11 protein-coding genes are annotated in these 17,005 nt (G+C 44.7%); 4 read left to right on the top strand and 7 right to left on the bottom strand.

Translation table 11 applies throughout. The annotated features are described in order from the left end of the window. Nucleotides 1-46: 46 nt before the first annotated feature. On the bottom strand, nucleotides 47-2,524 hold the full coding sequence (gene galB, locus NAF19_RS28985; protein ID WP_252793877.1) for a beta-galactosidase GalB: 2,478 nt from the start codon (nucleotides 2,522-2,524) through the stop codon (nucleotides 47-49). 95 nt (nucleotides 2,525-2,619) lie between these two features. On the opposite strand from galB, the gene NAF19_RS28990 reads away from it, so the two are divergent. Beyond that, nucleotides 2,620-3,288, top strand: coding sequence for a hypothetical protein (locus NAF19_RS28990; RefSeq protein WP_252793878.1), 669 nt, complete (start codon nucleotides 2,620-2,622; stop codon nucleotides 3,286-3,288). Here the strand turns inward: NAF19_RS28990 and NAF19_RS28995 are convergent, their stop codons facing one another. From NAF19_RS28995 to treF, 4 genes are all read right to left on the bottom strand, one after another. Then, nucleotides 3,289-4,206 carry a TIGR01777 family oxidoreductase gene (locus tag NAF19_RS28995; RefSeq protein WP_252793879.1) on the bottom strand — a complete coding sequence of 306 codons (918 nt, stop codon included), beginning with the start codon at nucleotides 4,204-4,206 and terminating at the stop codon, nucleotides 3,289-3,291. Nucleotides 4,207-4,237: 31 nt separating this feature from the next. Continuing rightward, a complete protein-coding gene (locus NAF19_RS29000) occupies nucleotides 4,238-5,059 on the bottom strand; it encodes a DCC1-like thiol-disulfide oxidoreductase family protein (protein ID WP_252793880.1) in 822 nt (273 codons plus the stop codon). A gap of 278 nt (nucleotides 5,060-5,337) precedes the next feature. Next, entirely contained in the window at nucleotides 5,338-7,728 is a 2,391-nt protein-coding gene (locus NAF19_RS29005) for a beta-glucosidase (RefSeq protein WP_252793881.1), read from the bottom strand. 16 nt (nucleotides 7,729-7,744) lie between these two features. Then, a complete protein-coding gene (gene treF / locus NAF19_RS29010) occupies nucleotides 7,745-9,304 on the bottom strand; it encodes an alpha,alpha-trehalase TreF (RefSeq protein WP_252793882.1) in 1,560 nt (519 codons plus the stop codon). A gap of 105 nt (nucleotides 9,305-9,409) precedes the next feature. Here treF and NAF19_RS29015 point away from each other — a divergent pair, with 105 nt between their 5' ends. Beyond that, nucleotides 9,410-10,804: a putative sensor domain DACNV-containing protein gene (locus NAF19_RS29015; protein WP_370362927.1), complete on the top strand. Its 1,395-nt coding sequence runs from the start codon at nucleotides 9,410-9,412 to the stop codon at nucleotides 10,802-10,804. 15 nt (nucleotides 10,805-10,819) lie between these two features. Here the strand turns inward: NAF19_RS29015 and NAF19_RS29020 are convergent, their stop codons facing one another. Beyond that, nucleotides 10,820-11,194 carry a DUF4870 domain-containing protein gene (locus NAF19_RS29020; protein WP_252793883.1) on the bottom strand — a complete coding sequence of 125 codons (375 nt, stop codon included), beginning with the start codon at nucleotides 11,192-11,194 and terminating at the stop codon, nucleotides 10,820-10,822. A gap of 339 nt (nucleotides 11,195-11,533) precedes the next feature. Here NAF19_RS29020 and NAF19_RS29025 point away from each other — a divergent pair, with 339 nt between their 5' ends. After that, nucleotides 11,534-13,483 carry a PAS domain-containing sensor histidine kinase gene (locus NAF19_RS29025; RefSeq protein WP_252793884.1) on the top strand — a complete coding sequence of 650 codons (1,950 nt, stop codon included), beginning with the start codon at nucleotides 11,534-11,536 and terminating at the stop codon, nucleotides 13,481-13,483. A gap of 159 nt (nucleotides 13,484-13,642) precedes the next feature. On the opposite strand, the gene NAF19_RS29030 is transcribed toward NAF19_RS29025, so the two are convergent. Then, entirely contained in the window at nucleotides 13,643-14,845 is a 1,203-nt protein-coding gene (locus NAF19_RS29030) for a DUF2252 domain-containing protein (protein WP_252793885.1), read from the bottom strand. A 202-nt stretch (nucleotides 14,846-15,047) separates the two neighbouring features. On the opposite strand from NAF19_RS29030, the gene NAF19_RS29035 reads away from it, so the two are divergent. After that, nucleotides 15,048-16,535: a sulfatase family protein gene (locus tag NAF19_RS29035; RefSeq protein WP_252793886.1), complete on the top strand. Its 1,488-nt coding sequence runs from the start codon at nucleotides 15,048-15,050 to the stop codon at nucleotides 16,533-16,535. Nucleotides 16,536-17,005 lie beyond the last annotated feature (470 nt).

Here is a 17,005-nt window from a genome sequence, read left to right on the forward strand (position 1 = left end):
AATTATTTTTTAGTTCTAAATATCAAGCAATTTTGATGCCTTGCAATTATTTCAACTGCAATGTAATTGTAGCCGACTGTAATCCTTTTGACGTAGCTATAAAAGTAACATTGCCAGCCTTATCTTTAGCCTGCACAATTGCCAGTGCCAAACCGTTAAATGCCTTGCGGTAATTTACTTTAAAGGAATCGTGACTGTTTTCGTCGCCATTATCAACGCTGGCAATAAATGCTCCGCCGTTGATTTTAAAGTTTACCAGGTTATCCGCATCGGGTACTAAATTGCCGTCTTTATCCAATATTTTAACGGTGATGAACGATAAGTCTTTGCCATCAGCCTTAATATTTTTGCGGTCGGTAATCAGCTCAATTTTTGCAGGTTTACCGGCTGTATGAATTTCGCGGGTTAAAACTACTTTTCCATCTTTCCGCGAAACGGCTTTCAACGTGCCCGATTCATATTTTACGCGCCACATGATATGCAGGTCATCGCCGGTTTTCTTTTTTACGCCAAGCGATTTGCCGTTAAGAAACAACTCCACCTCATCAGCGTGGTTGTAGTAAGCCCACACATCGACCATTTTACCAGGCTGCCAGTTCCAGTGCGGGAAAATATGCAGCACGGCTTTATCAGTCCATTCTGACTGGTACATGTAGTAAACATCCTTAGGAAAACCGGCTAGATCGACAATGCCAAAGAATGAGCTGCGCGACGGCCATTTGTAGGGAGTTGGTTCGCCCAGGTAATCAAAACCTGTCCAGATAAAGAATCCTGAAAGGAAATCGTATTTTTTCATCACCTTCCAGGTAGCCTCATGGGTTGAACCCCATGCCGGGCGCACATTATCGTAAGCTGATACGGTATTGTCCGGGTTGCCATCTGTAAATGGTTTATCCCAACGCGCGGGCCAAACCCTTACGCTGTCTGAAGGCATATCATAGTGTCCCCTTGTTTCGAGGCCTGAAGTAGTTTCGGTAGCGATGAATTTTTTGCCGGGATAACGGTCATGGAACCCTGCGTAATCAAACTCGTGGTAGTTATAACCCACCAAATCGATAGCGCCTGATTGGATGATTTTATTATTTTTTCCGGGGTTGTCATTAGCTGTTGTAATCGGACGGGTTGTATCCAGGCTGTGTACAATACCGGCAAGTTCGGGTGCCAACCTCAGTGCGCTTGTATCGCTTTGCTGCGGTATTTCGTTCCCAACACTCCAAATCATCACGCTGGGGTGGTTACGGTCGCGCAGTATTTGGTCCTCTAAATCGCGTTTGTGCCATTCTTTAAAATACAGGTGGTAATCGTATTCGGCTTTTTTCCATTCCCAGCAATCAAAGGCCTCATCCATTACAATAAAGCCCATTTTGTCGCAAAGGTCAAGCAATTCGGGTGCAGGTGGGTTGTGCGAGGTGCGGATTCCGTTGCAGCCCATAGCTTTTAATATTTGCAGCTGACGCTCCAACGCGCGGGTGTTTATAGCGGCGCCCAGCGAACCTAAATCGTGGTGGTTGCAAACACCTAATATTTTCATCGGCTTGCCATTTAGTGAGAAACCTTTGTCGGCATCGAAATTAAAATAACGGATGCCGAATTTAGTTGTGTTAACATCTGCCAAATCCTTAAAGGCATCATATCCCAGTAAATAAATTTTTGTAACGGCTTTGTATAAATATGGATTATCTGTCGACCATAACTTTGGCGTTTTTATAGCTATGGTTTGGTTTATCGTAGCCGGTACTTCTGCCGACAAATCTATATTGCCATCCTTGCCGGTGCCGCGGTGTGTATACAAATTGCCCACCGCCAGGCCGGCAGCATCATAAATTGTAGTTTCGATGCCAACCCAATTTTGTCCTATTGATTTTGCCGCGGTAACTTTGGTTGTGATGCTAACTGTCGCGCTGCTTTTTGATACTTCGGGCGTAGTAATATAAGTGCCCCAGTGGTCTATTGCTGCTTTGTTTGTTGTAACCAGCCAAACATTTCTGTAAATACCCGAACCCGAGTACCAGCGCGAATTTGGCTGCACCGAATTATCTACCTTAACAGCAATGGTGTTTTGCCCGCCAAAGTTTAAGTAGGGTGTAAGCTCGTACCTGAATGAGATATAGCCATTGGGCCTGAAACCTAAATGGTGGCCGTTTATCCAAACATCGCTTTTTTGATAAACGCCGTCAAAATCGATATAAACCAGTTTGTTTTTTGAAGCTGCCGGAACAGTGAATGTTTTGCGGTACCAGCCAATGCCGCCGGGTAAAGCACCGCCTTCCGGTGTGGCCGGGTTGTCTTTACTAAATTTGCCTTCAATGCTCCAATCGTGCGGGAGGTTAAGTGAGCGCCAGCCAGCATCGTTAAGACCGCTTTTTTCGCCATCGTCAACATTACCTAAATGAAAATGCCAGCCTTTATCGAAATCGGCAATGGTACGGCCTTGGGCAAAGCCGCTGATACTAAGCAGCGATAAAAAAACAGCCGGGCAAAACAAGCGCGCAGCCTTTTGCAAATAGGTTCTAAAGGGTGACATAACTGGTAATTTAGGATTAAATGTATAATGGACACTAAATTATAAATTATTATTGAATGAATACATTTTATATTTTAGTGTTAACATTCACTTCAATGGAAAATCAAATCCATCCCAATCAACATAAATCAACCAAAGCAACTCATAAACCCGTCCAACACGTATTTGTGCTAAGGGACTGGAAAGAATACATTGGCGAATCGGGACTTATAATTTTCAGTGTTTTGCTGGCGTTGATTTTAACAGAATTCATCAATAACCAGCATGAGAAATCGCAAACCAAAGAGTTATTAAGTAATATTAAGGACGAACTTGTAAAAAACAAGCAAAATGAAGAGGAGCAGTATGTTTATCAGCAAGGGGTATTGCGAAGGATAGATTCTGTATTGAATTCATCCGATTTGCAACAAAAAATTTTGGCAGGTAACGAGTTCAATTTTAAATACCTGGCGCCATCCGGTGTGGTATATCACGACTTGAGTAAGGTGGCCTGGCAAGTTGGCCAAACCCACAACATTTTTCTTAAAATTGATTTTAAACTGGTTGAGCGACTAACAGACATTTATGATAACCAGGCAAGAATTGATAAACTGGAAGATAAACTTGGCAATATATTGCTGAGTTACGAATCAAGAAGGCCTGAAAATATTCGCGAAACCCTTATCCTTATCCGGGACAACTATCATGGCTGGGCCTTTGACCGGGCACCATCTTTAATAAAAAAATACGATGATGCCATAAAGGCAATAGATAAAGAGCTTTAGTTATCTCAAAATATCATTTACCGCTGCTTCCGCGGTTTCAAATTCAAATTTAAACCCTGAATCAAGTAGTCGCTTTGGTAAAACCCAGCGGCTTTTTAATATAAGTTCCGTTTCGGTACCAATTACTACTGAGCCAATTTCGAGCAACCATTTAGGAGCCGGCAAGCCCAGCGGCATACCGTAAGTTTTGCGGATAATATGCATTAATTCTGCATTTTTTACGGGGATAGGAGCGGTACAGTTGACTATGCCATTTAATCCTGGATGTTCCATCAGCCATTCAGTGCTACGGGCAGCGTCATGTTCATGTACCCATGAAACGTATTGTTCGCCGTTGCCCTGCATACCGCCGATGCCCAGTTTTACGAGGTTAAGCAACCGCGGAAAAACGCTGTCAGACCGACCCAATACTATGCCCATACGCAAAGCTACTTTTCGGGTTTTAGGTGTTTCATATTTATAAAATGCAGCTTCCCATGCATTACAAACATCAACAGAAAAGCCCGTACCGATTTCGCCGGTTGCTTCATCCTGTGGGCCATCTTCGGCGTGGCGGTAAATGGTGGCTGATGACAGGTTTATCCAAAGTTTTGGCGGCTCGTATAAATCGTGAATAACCTGGCCCAGCAGTTCTGTTGGCAGTAACCTTGATGCAAATATTTCAGATTTATTTTTTTCTGTATAGCGGCAATTCACGTTTTTACCGCAAAGGTTCACCAGCATGTCGGCATTTACCAGTTCGGCAGTCCACTTGCCGGCAGTTTTGCCGTCCCATGTAACGGTGCGGACGTTGCCATCGGTTTGCTTTTCGTGACGGCTCAGTATCACAATTTCTTCAGCCTTATCTTTATAATAACCGGCCAGCACCGTGCCGAGGTAACCATTACCACCGGCGAGGACTATTTTTTTGTATTTCATTTTTTTAAGAGTTGATTTAGTTGGCCGTGGGTTATAAAAATAGAATCACACCTAATAGAATCATCCTGTATAATGCCCAGGTTATGGTCATCGTCCAGCCGAGGTTCAATAGTTTGGTTCTGCGAATGTGTTCCAAAAACATCAGGCCGGCAATTGCTATAAAATAAAATATAAAAAACAGCGGCTGCATGTGGAACCAATGATCTAATATCAGCGGAATTAGTAACAACAAGCTGGCTGCAAAAGAGATGGTCATCATATTGCCGAGGTAGCTCCAAAAGCTGCGTTTTTGATATATCCTGACGATGATACCCTGGTAAATTATTTGCCCGCCGCAAATCATGTACTCGCGGTATGCGCCGCCTAAGGGTATTGCAGGTGCCAGCAAACGTGTGTAGCTGGTAAGTATAAGCCCGGTAAAAAACCAGGTAAACAGCAGGTAGGCTACGCGGTAATTTTTTTTAAATGTAGGCTGATAGGCAAAGCTGTCGCTACCAACCGGTGCAGGAATAATTACCCTTCGGTTGTATGATATAAAGGCATAAACCTTGCTCGTCAGCCATACAAATGGATTAAAGGCAAACAATGGCGCAAACACAGGGCAGGCGTTGGTCAGAATTTTAAAAATGCTCTTTACGCCATAGGTTACTTCGCCGTTTTCCATATTAACCAAAGCAATTTCATTAACAGCGCGTTGTTTATCAATAAGCGGACAAACGCCATCCATCCCGTTTTGATAGGCTGCCCGGCCACCGGCGCCAAGCATGCCGGTTTTTACAAATGCGTTGGTATAGGCTTTACACATGGGGCACTCGCCATCGAAGAGTATCATATGGTTTTCTAAGGTTTTCATAAACTAAAATTTATAGGATTGATTGGATTTTAGGATTTTTCTTTTCTGGTTGTTTATCTTATCCCGCTGTCTCGTATCAATGATACAAATATAAATGTTAATTCTGAATTTTCAATAATTATTGAAAATTAAATTCGAGAACCAACTTCTCATTTATTTTATAGACGGCTAATTGCAGGGGACAGGCATCCTAAAATCCTGCCAATCCAAAGAATCTTAGTCAAGAAAGCCCCGCAGCATTATGCTACGAGGCTCTGGTCAATTATATAGTTTTTAGTTTATTGCTTGCCTTTCCACTCTTCCACAGGGGGTACCGGCGTAAGGGCGGTGTTGGTTTTTTCGGTAACAATATCCTTTGCCAAAGTAAATGATACTGTCTTTTCGATGTTGCGCGATGATGTGCCTACCTTAACTTTGTACTCACCTGCATCGGCTATCCAGGCAGATTTGCTGGTGTAAAACGAGGCAAGATCGCTGGCCCGTAATGTAAACACCAGGAATTGCGATTGGCCGGGGGCCAGCAAACCAGTTTTTGCAAATGCCTTTAGTTCCTGCTCCGGCTTGTCGATGTTTTTTGCAGGGGCGCTTAAATAAAGCTGCACTACTTCCTTACCCGCCACATCGCCGGTGTTGGTAATAGTTGCTTTTACAGTAACTTTTCCTTTAAAGTCAGGGGCACTTACAGCTATATCGTTAAGCTTAAATTTGGTGTACGATAAGCCGTAACCAAATTCATAAGCCGGCTTAACTTTATAGGTATCAAAATAGCGGTAACCTACATAAACGCCTTCATCGTAAGTAACCTGCTCAGGTTTGGCTTCAGGAGTGCCGGGGAAAGTTTTTGCTGTTGGCTCGTCTTTATAATCCATTGCAAAAGTTGTAGCCAGGTGGCCCGATGGATTTACTTTACCGCTAACAACATCGGCAATAGCGTTGCCGCCTTCAAGACCGGGCTGCCATGCCAGTAAAATGGCATCAACCTGGTCGCGCCAGCTGGCCACTTCAATAACGCCGCCTATATTTAATACTACAACTACTTTTTTGCCCTTATCATGAAACGCCTTGCTAACGTTGGCTATCAGCGCTTTTTCGCCGAAGGTTAAGTAGTAGTCATTTTCAAGCTTGCGGTCGCGGCCTTCTCCGGCATTGCGACCTACGGTTATCACTGCTTCGTCGGCACCGTCAGCTTCTTTTAATATAAAGTCCGTAGGATCAAACTCTGGAATCGGCGGCGGCAGCATAAAAAAGTTTTGCTGTTTCGGCTGTTTGCTTTTGGCATCTGCTATGTAGTCTTTATAAGCTTTCGCCAATGATTCCTGCACTTTGTAGCCCATATTATTAAAGCCTTCGGCTAACGATACACTGTAGGCTTTATTCACATCGCCGCTACCGGTACCACCGGCGATGGGAGCGTAAGAAGTATTACCGAAAACAGCTACTCTTTTATTAACCGACAGCGGTAATACGCTGCCATCGTTTTTTAGCAAAACCATGCCCTGGGCAGCAGCCATGCGCGATACTTTTGCGTGACCAGCAAGATCGGGTTTGTCGCTGTATTTGTATTTGGTAAACGTAGGTGAAATAAGGACAACCTTTAATATCCGTTCCACATTGGCATCAAGTTGCTGCATGCTTAGTTGACCGCTTTTAACTGCGGCAACAATGGCGTCGCTTTGGTCGGGGTTACCGGGCATCAGCAAATCGTTACCTGCATTCATCTGCGCAACGGCATCCTGGCCGCCAAACCAATCGGTCATTACAAAACCTCGCAATCCCCATTCATTTTTAAGGACGCCGGTCAGCAAATCACGACGCTGGGAAGTGAATGTGCCGTTTAGTTTATTGTAGGATGACATCACCGTCCATGGCTGTGATGTTTTTACAGCCAGTTCAAAACCACGCAAATAAATTTCGCGCATGGCACGTTCGCTTACAATGGTGTTGATGCTGTTACGGTTCGTTTCCTGGTTATTAGCAGCGTAATGTTTTATCGATGTACCTACACCGTTGCTCTGGATGCCTTTTACTATGGCGGCTGTCATGCTGCCGGCAACCAGTGGGTCTTCGGAGTAATACTCAAAGTTACGGCCACCCAGCGGATTGCGGTGTATGTTTAATGCCGGAGCCAGTAAAATATCAATACCATATTCGCGCACCTCGTTGCCAAATGCTACGCCCACTTTCCTGACCATGGCGGTATCCCAGGTTGAAGCCAGCAGCGTACCAACAGGGAATGCGGTTGCATAATAAGTTTTGTTGTCATTCGGCCTTTTGGGCTCGATACGAACACCCGCCGGACCGTCAGATACGGTAATTGATGGAATGCCTAAACGCGCAATTGCATGCGTGCGCCCGGCAGCTCCCGGCACTTTCTCCGGAATTTCATAAGCCTCGGGATCAGACGGGGGCAGTTTAAACCCGCCGATGTCTACCGCCTTGGGCTTTTCGCCTTTAACTGGCGCAGGTACACCGGGCATTTTAAAGCCCATGCCCACAACAAGTTTCGATTTTTCCTGCAAGGTCATGGCTACTATTACCTGCTTTAGAGTGCTTTTTCCCAGTTGTGGAACCGGGGCGTGAGCCTTCGCCTTGCGCTGCGCATTTACCTTGAATGCACCGCTTAGCATTATTAGTGCAGCAACGGCAATTAATTTGAATTTTATTTTCATGATTTATATTTAATAATTAGTTGGTTTTAAAGTGATTTAATAGATACAGCAGCACGCCGTTTGTCCAGCCATAGCCGTCCTGCTGGGGATATTCGCCGCCGCCCTTGTTTTTGCCGTCATCGGCCAGGATATATTTTTCGGTTAGCTTTCCCGTAGCATTAAATACGGCAAGGTTTGTGTTTATCCATCGCTTGGCGATTTCTTCGGCCAAGTCGTTTTGGTGATAATTCTGTAAGCCGGTTATCGCCATAAACTGCATTGGTGCCCACGCATTCGGACTGTCCCATTGCTGGCCGGTAATCATAAAGGATGTAGCCAGGCCGCGTGATTTTAAAAATTTGGATTTTATTACTCCGGCCATTTTAATAGCTTGGGCATTATCGGCGATATTAAAGCAGAGCGGGAAAACACCTGCAATGGTTTGGTGCGGGGTAGCATGTTTCAGCTTAAAGTTATAATCCATAAACCATCCGTCCTTTTCGCTCCAGCAGTATTTTATAATCGCCTTTTTGCGAAGGTTGGCCTTGCTGATGAAAGTCGAATATTCAGCCTGTTTACCCTGTAACTGGTAGGATTGCGCAATTGAAAGTTCAAGGTGATATAGCAGGCAATTTAAATCGACAGGGATGATGGATGTTGTTTCAATAGTACTGTATCTACCGGCAGCGCCGAACCACCGCGAGCCAAAATCCCAACCCGATTCGCCGGCGGCTCGAATATTGCGGTAAAATTCCGCCGGTTGCTGCTTTGTATGTTTTACCGAATCCAAATCGTTTTTATAGGCCTCTTCGCGGGGCTTGTCCGAATCGTCCCAATACCTGTTTAATATTTCGCCTGATGGCAAACTTACCACGCGGTTGTAAGCTTGTACTGCTTTTAAGTTTTGAGAGCCCTTCATCCAGAATGCGTATTCCTTAAGTAGTTCCGGTTGGTATTTTAAAATAACCTGTTTGCCCTTTTCTTTAGCCAGTAAATCAACAAGCATCGAAAAAAATGGCGCCTGCGACCTTGTTAAATAATAGGTACGTGTGCCTGTTGGTATAAAACCGTACTTATCAATTAGAAAGGAAAAATTGTCAACGGTATTTTGGATGATTTTTGTTTTGTGGCTTTCCTGCAGGCCAAGCATAGTGAAGTACGAGTCCCAGTAATATGTTTCCCTGAAGCGACCGCCGGGAATAATAAAATCGTTAGGTAATGCAATAAGCGACGAATATTTAGATGCCGCATTGTGCTTGCGGGTAAGCACCGTCCATAAGGTGTCAATATGGTGCTTCACCCCTAAAGTAACGTTGCTTCTAAAAACTTTATCATCTGCTGAGGGTAAGGTAAAATTGGCAAGCACAAACCGCTTTAAGTTAAACCCGGCCCGGCTCTTGTTACGGTTATAATCAGCCACGATAAGAGCCGGCTCTCGTTTAGGGGTTGCATCAACAAATGTTTTATTATCGCCTAAAACATTTTGTAGCTGTACAGCCTCGAACAAGCCGGGATACAGTTGTTTTGGGGTGAGACTTTGTGAATATCCCCGGCCCATTAAAAACAACAGGAGCATAGAAAGCAATACCCTTTTCATAAAATCAACAGCAACGGTGGCTTTAGTTGGAATTCAGTGGTTTATAGCATTTACAACGTTGAATTAATTCATTGTGTCAATGTTACACAATGGTAGATATTATTTTTGATATTATCAATTATAATAGACAGTTATAGTATAAATACAGATGGGGGAGCATTTTTAAACTATGAAAAGGGATATATCAACAGAAAAACAATTATTCACAGGTGCGCCTCAAAAACTATCGACCCGACAAATGTTGCGGGCTTTGCCCATTACATCGGCGATTTAAAATTACAAAGCGATGTTAACAACAGCTACCAACTGAAATATAATTGCGGTAATTTAGCACCTCAAAAATATCATTCATCAAATATGGCTTATAAATCAACCTACCAGGCAGCAACAGTGGCAGCACCGGCAATTGAAAGCCATTTTACTAAGCTGCTGGCAAGTGCCGCGTTGCAGGGAGAAACTGACCTGGCGCCCGAGCCATCGCTGGCCGTGATTGAGGCTATTATTGATGTTGCCTTTTGGGCCAGCCTGCGCCGCGAAGAAGGTCGCTCGCCGCGGGTTTCGCTGGCTTACCTGCCACCCCATTTAGCTGAGCAGCCGTTGATATTTGAAGAACGGATATTGATAACGCCCCATGTGCTCACCAAACTGGCCCCCGCTGTTGAGCGCTCGGGTATTCACCTGGGCGTGTGGGATGAAGATGGTGAGCTTTACGTTTGGGGAACCACCCGTAACGTACCCGATTGTTGTTTTGTGCTCGAAGTAATTGAGCCGGGCCTTCTGGTTATTAAGCACCGGCGCATTAAAGGTTTCGGCAAGTTTATAAACGTGGCTGTGCTTAAGGGCGATGAGATAAAAATTATTGACGAACATAGCAAAAGCCTGCCCGATTGCCCTGCGATGCTCACCTCACTGCTGGATTATAATTCGCCCACCGGCTGGAACGATTCAGTAAACGTACTGGTGCAGCTGGCCGCTTCAATGCGCCTGCACGGCCATGGCGGGACCCTGCTGGTTGTTCGTTCGGGTAGCGACACCTGGCGCGACTCCATTATACACCCGATAACTTACCCCGTAACCCCCGCGTTTGACGAACTAAAGATATTGATGGGGCAGGTAGTAAATGAGCGCAGCATGAACCTGTGGCAGGATGATGTAAATCGTGCAGTTGACAGTGTAGCAGGTCTCACCGCCGTTGATGGCGCAACAATTATAAACAATCAGTTGGAACTACTGGCCTTTGGTGCAAAAATAGGCCTTTCGTCAAACGGCAGCCCGGTTGAAGAAACGCTGGTTACTGAGCCGGTTGTAGGCAGCATGGCCGCCATCATCCATCCTTCACAAATGGGCGGTACCAGGCACCTTTCGGCAGCCCAGTTTGTGTTCGACCAACGCGATGCCATTGCCCTGGTTTCATCGCAGGACGGCCGGTTCACCATATTCTCGTGGTCGCCCTGCGAAAATATTGTGCACGCGCATTTTGTGGATTCGTTGCTGCTGTAATGTTTTAATGCTGGCTTATATATTCGGGAACATGGTTTGGGCCTTATCGCCTAAAAGAGGTATTTCCTTTTTTTCGCCTTGAACTGCTCCAATAAACCCAATGATCCATAAAACAAAAAATGCCAAATCAACAGCCCTAAGCAAATAGTACAGTGAAAAAAAGCCTGTTGATGCCAGCCAAAATATTCCAAGAATAATTGATAGCCCCCAGCGAACTACAAAATAAGCAATGTGGAGAAGCAAAGTTTGCCGCAACTGGTAGCTACCTAAGCTTGTTTTGTTATTTTGGTGCATGCCGAAGTAAGCTATCAGCCAACCAATAAATGTTAAATAGCTTACAATACCTGCATTTTTACCATTGTCGGTGCCGATGTTGTTAATTGGATCCATAAGACTTGAGGTTTTATTGTTTTGATAATTGAAATTAAATGTAGCTAATTTTTCATAAGATGTTCATTTTATGGAGAATAAAAGTTTACCATAGGTATTTTAATACCTTTGGCGCTTATTGCGTCACCTGGAGTTTTTTCGTTATAATGCAGTAAACCGCATTTATTTTAATATGACAAGGCATTTTATTGTCCCGTTGGTTTGATTTTTGCAGAAGCAGTAACCTTGTTAGCAAACACACCTTAATGGATATTTGGCGCAGTTTTATTGGAGCATAAGGTTTATTGCAGGTTATTGATTTTTAACTAATTTTAATTTTATTCCGAAAATATCTACTACATGAGCCACCCAGTCCCGCTGTTAAACAACGAGCAACTATTACAGGTATTGTCATCATCAAATAATGCAGTAGCGGTTCACGTGGCCGAAGATGCAATTATCCAGTACGCATCCGACCGTATGATTGCAATTTGGGGAAAAGACAAGAGCGTAATCGGAAAATCACTGGAACAGGCCTTGCCGGAACTCAAGGGCCAGCCATTTATCGACCTGTTTAAAAAGGTATGGAATGAGGGCGTTACAATCAGCGGTACAGACACCCCGGCCCAACTGGAAGTTGACGGCGAATTACATACCTACTATTTCGATTTTGAATACAGGGCGATGAAGAATGACGCCGGGAAAACTTACTGCATATTGCATACAGCTACCGATGTTACCGAACGCTTTTTAAATATGGAAAAGGTACAAAGCCTTACTGAAGAATTGCGTGCATCAAACGAGGAGTTACGGGCGGCAAACGAAGAGCTTAATGCATCTAACGAGGAACTATATGAATCGCAGCAAAGTTTACGTGATTTGTATGAGGACCTTGCCGAAAGCGACCTGCGTTTCAGGAATATGGTAAAACAGGCCCCTGTTGGCATTTGCATAATACGGGCAAGGGATTTACTGATACAAGATGTTAACGATAGCTATCTTGAAATTGTAGGGCGAAGGCGCGAAGAACTGGAAAATCACACAATATGGGATGCGATACCTGAAGCAGCTGCAGCCTATGCCCCTGTAATGAACGAGGTGATACGCAGTGGCTTAACTTTTAGGGCCCGGGAGCATGAAGTGGTATTAACCCGCAATGGCGTGCCCGAAACGCTGTATATTGATTTTGTATACGAGCCGGTACACAATGACGGGCACGTAACAACTATTATGGTACTGGCTATTGACGTAACTGATAAAGTGATTGCCCGCCGCAGTATTGAAGATGTTGAAGAACGGATCAGGCTGGCCGTAGAAGCTGCCGAGACGGGTACCTTCGACCTGGATTTGGCGAAAAGAATAATGCTTACATCCGACAGGTTCAACATTATATTCGGTTTCGACAGGCAGGTGCCATGGGAAATGTTTGCTTCGGTAATTCACCCTGACGACAAAGCCACCCGGATTGCCGCACATGAGGCGGCTATAAGATCAGGGAAATTATTTTACGAAGCCCGCGTTCTGCACAGCGATGGTTCAACACATTGGGTACGCGTGCAAGGCAAAGTATATTATAAGGATAGTAAAGCGGTGCGGATATTGGGTACTCTTCTTGATATTACCGAGTTTAAGAGGCTACAGCAACAAAAGGATGATTTTATCAGTATTGCCAGCCACGAACTGAAAACTCCGATCACTAGCCTCAAAGCTTCCCTACAATTATTGGAACGTGTAAAAAACGACCCGGCATCCGAGCTGATACCTAAACTGATTGACCAATCGAGCCGTAGCATGCACAAAATAAGCGCCTTGGTTGAAGATCTTTTAAATGTTAGCCGCGCCAGCAAAACCGAGTTAAAGCTCAATAAAACTCCTTTCACCATTGCCGAAATGTTAGACAGCTGCTGCAGCCACGTGCGCATTGCCGGTAAGCACCGGCTGATAGTGCAGGGCGATATGCAATTGCAGGTGACCGCAGACGAGCACAGTATAGACCAGGTGGTTGTAAACCTGGTAAACAATGCGGTTAAATATGCGCCCGAATCGAAGGATATATTTATGATGGTTAGCCGGGAAGGTGAAATGGCTAAAATTGCTGTTAGGGATACCGGCCCAGGCATAGCACCCGAAAAAATCACGCACCTGTTCGACAGGTATTATCGAGCCGAATCCTCTGGTTTTCAAAATTCCGGCCTGGGATTGGGTCTCTATATCTGCTCAGAGATTATTAAACGCCATGGTGGCGACATTGGGGTTGAAAGCGAACTGGGCAAAGGAAGTACTTTTTGGTTTACCCTGCCGCTGTATTAACCGGTCTTCCCTTGTCAATAATTTTCGGTCTCCCATTGTTTTAGAAACACTTAAGGCTGTTAGTTGTTGCCAATAAAAGAACTATTTACCTGCTTGATAGGGGTTACATAGAGCGGAACGGCGAAATAAGCGCAATAAAGAAACATTAACGAGTCACAATTAATCAAACGTCCCGCCTTGTAGATCGTGCACAAATTGCCCGTAATCTTCCTTCACTTTTTTGCAGTACTCAAAACAATAATCCAGCAGTTTTTGCTGCCAGACCGTATCGCTGCCAAAAGCTTTCAATTCATCAATGGTTGCAGAGCCGTTCATGCCGCCGCTGCGCAACTGGGCCGAAGCAGTAAGCGCGGCCATATCATCAATTACCTGGTAAATATCGCGATATTGGTCGCGTATCAGCTTAAACTTAATAGTATCCTTTACCGGCTGCAATTCCTGTATCACGTACGGCTCGTCATGAAAAATCGTGGCACTTAATAACGATGCGGATACATTTTGCATGCGCTGTTGTACGGCTATTATCCGTTCAGCGTCTGACGTCCACTCCGGCTGCTTAGCCTTAACGTACGACGATAACGATGATGCGCGCGACTGCTTCATATCAACCAACAGGTAATGATTTTTGGTATTGGTACTTTTCAACAAAAACAAGTACCGCTTTTGTCCTATGCTGCCGGTACCCGCCAGGCGGAACACCGCATCTTTTACTTTATAATTGTAGGGGCTGTCGCTGCTTTGATCAATCCATTGCTGTATATGGTCCATCAACACCAATTTTAGGTGCTTTTTTATTTTGAAATGCCTTTCGTCAACTAATGACAGTACCACTTTTTTGTTTTTTTTATCCGTCCGTTTCTTCAAAACTACGGTATAGCCATTTTGCGCAGCTGCTGTTAAAAAGTCACAAACAATCCCTTTCGCGGTTCGCGGGTCAATACTGGTGGCTTTACCTTTGCATAGTGTGGCCGCATAAGTTTTTACAAAAAGCTTTGCCATGTTCTCCGCCTTTTCCGGCTCAATATCCAACTCGCCAAATGCAATGCAGATACTGGTAACCATGCGTGCCACTTCCCACAACGCCGGCCCAAGTATGCTCTCGTCAAAATCATTTAAATCAAAATACACTAGTTTGTTGTCGGCTTTGTAACTCCCATAATTTTCAAGGTGCAAGTCGCCGCAAATCCAGGTTTGGGGCGAAGCGGGGAACTTTTCGGTCGATGCTAAATCCTCATAAAATAAATGGCAAGTGCCGCGGTAGTACCTGAAAGCATTCTCGGCCATGGCCTCGTACTTAAGATTAACCATATCGGGCAACAGGGCGGCGTTAAAAAGTTTGATACGTTCAGAAAGTTTGGACATTTGGGTGGATTTGGATATGTATTACAAGCAGAGGGAGGAAATAGTTTGCGTGATGATTATTTACTAAAAATGCCGGGATATTATTCGAGCTCCGCTAAATTATCATGGAATGCAGCTCTTTTGTCGCCTTCAATCAATTGCAATTCTCACTGCACTTTGCTAGCTTTGAACCATAAACCTGTAACCATTAATCACAATACATATGAGCTTTATCAAAAATCGTGAAAAAGTTGGGCAACAGCCCGACATCATCCTGATCATCACCGACCAGCAACGCGCTACACAGCATTTTCCCAAAGGATGGGAAGAAGAAAACCTGCCCAATCTTACGTTTTTAAAACAAAACGGTTTTAGTTTCGACAGGGCCTTTTGCAACACCTGTATGTGCTCGCCAAGCAGAGCCACGCTGCTTAGTGGCACTTACCCCGCACAGCACGGAGTTACCCAAACCCTTACAGCCCTGGGCAACTACTCGCCAGCCGAAGGGGAGCTTGACAATACCAAACCCAATTTGATGAACATGCTGCAGGGCGAAGGGTATGACGTGCAATACCGAGGCAAATGGCATTTAAGCAAAGGAACCACAACGTACGCTTCGCTGGTAGCGTCGGATGTGGCACTGTACGGCGCCATGGGCTGGGTACCGCCCGATTCTGGCGAGGATATGAACCCGCTTAACTTTGGCGGCGGCTATGCAAATCACGATGCCAAATATGTAAAAGAAGCCATCGACTACCTTGAATCGGTAAAAGCAAGGCGGGGCGGCGGTGACACCACACCGTATTGCCTGATTTTGTCGCTGGTAAATCCTCACGATGTTTTGGCTTATCCAAAAACTGCTGCCACGTATGGGTACAACTCGTCGTGCTGGTCAGGTCGGCAGATTAAGCGGCCGAGAAGTATTAACGAGGACTTATTAAAAAATAAAAAGCCTGTGGCGCAATTTGACACGCTCGCGGTGCAAACAGCAGGTCTTGGTCCGTTAAAAACACCAGATGACCAACTTAATTACCTAAACTTTTATGGCTACCTGTTATCAAAAATTGACAAGGAAATAAGCCGCGTTACAAATGTATTGTATAATGCCGATGAAAAAGGGAAACGCCTTGCCGATACGGCCGTCGTTATCCAAACATCCGACCATGGCGAAATGGGGTTAACCCATGGTGGCCTTCGCCAGAAAATGTTTAATGCCTACGAAGAAACTATCCGTATCCCACTGGTAATATCGAACCCAATATTATTTGCACCTGGCACCGACAGGCCACAAAACTCCATGAAACTGGCATCTCTGGTAGATGTATTGCCCACAATTGCCGAAATAGCCAATGTAAGCAGCCCGCCGTCGGGCCTGCGCGGGGTAAGTTTGTTGCCCATTATGCAGGATGATGTGGCTGTGCAGGATAGCATCTTGTTTGCCTTTGACGACACCAAGGCAGGCCTAAACAATAAACCATCAATGGTAAACGCCGCCAACCGTGTGCGCAGCATTCGCACCGAGGAATGGAAGTACAATTATTATTTCGATGCCATGGGCGCCTATGCCAACCAGTACGAGCTTTACAATCTCATCCTCGACCCTGACGAAATGAACAATCTAGCCTACGATGAGCATCATCAACACAAACGCGAGGAAATGGAACAGCAATTAAAGGAATTGGAAAGAGAGAAACTATTGGTGAGGGTGTAGGGAGTCCGAAAGTCCGAAAGTCCGAAAGTCCGAAAGTCCGAAAGTCCGAAAGTCCGAAAGTCCGAAAAAATCGAGCGCAAAATTACGAAGTTTTAAAACACTGTAATTTTACTCCCTGCGCCCGCAGCCGAAGCGTCTTTCGGTCTTTACGGACTTTTGCGACTTTTCTGACTTGTAATTATTTAACTGTGAAGCAAGCGTATCGCCCAAATCCCCCAAAAAATTAAGAACCCCCTTTACTGTGTATTAAACCCCTTTTTGTACAAAATACACACTGTGTTTAAAGTATTTATAACTGGCTAAATATCAGTTATTTATGTTGAAATATATTTGGTATTTTCATAAAACGAGACCGTTGCAAAATTCACGACACCTTTCGTATTAGCGATTTTGCGGTGAATTTCGCTTTTGGTTTTTAATAATGTCTGAATTTGGCGTTCATTTTCTTTTGTTTTTCATTTTATGGGGGT

It is taken from the genome of Mucilaginibacter flavidus (assembly GCF_024055575.1).
Classification (GTDB): Bacteria; Bacteroidota; Bacteroidia; order Sphingobacteriales; family Sphingobacteriaceae; genus Mucilaginibacter; species Mucilaginibacter flavidus.

Bases quoted from the DNA above. Each gene is read 5' to 3' on its own strand.
- galB (WP_252793877.1), bottom strand. From the start codon at position 2,524: ATGTCACCCTTTAGAACCTATTTGCAAAAGGCTGCGCGCTTGTTTTGC.
- NAF19_RS28990 (WP_252793878.1), top strand. From the start codon at position 2,620: ATGGAAAATCAAATCCATCCCAATCAACATAAATCAACCAAAGCAACT.
- NAF19_RS28995 (WP_252793879.1), bottom strand. From the start codon at position 4,206: ATGAAATACAAAAAAATAGTCCTCGCCGGTGGTAATGGTTACCTCGGC.
- NAF19_RS29000 (WP_252793880.1), bottom strand. From the start codon at position 5,059: ATGAAAACCTTAGAAAACCATATGATACTCTTCGATGGCGAGTGCCCC.
- NAF19_RS29005 (WP_252793881.1), bottom strand. From the start codon at position 7,728: ATGAAAATAAAATTCAAATTAATTGCCGTTGCTGCACTAATAATGCTA.
- treF (WP_252793882.1), bottom strand. From the start codon at position 9,304: ATGAAAAGGGTATTGCTTTCTATGCTCCTGTTGTTTTTAATGGGCCGG.
- NAF19_RS29020 (WP_252793883.1), bottom strand. From the start codon at position 11,194: ATGGATCCAATTAACAACATCGGCACCGACAATGGTAAAAATGCAGGT.
- NAF19_RS29025 (WP_252793884.1), top strand. From the start codon at position 11,534: ATGAGCCACCCAGTCCCGCTGTTAAACAACGAGCAACTATTACAGGTA.
- NAF19_RS29030 (WP_252793885.1), bottom strand. From the start codon at position 14,845: ATGTCCAAACTTTCTGAACGTATCAAACTTTTTAACGCCGCCCTGTTG.
- NAF19_RS29035 (WP_252793886.1), top strand. From the start codon at position 15,048: ATGAGCTTTATCAAAAATCGTGAAAAAGTTGGGCAACAGCCCGACATC.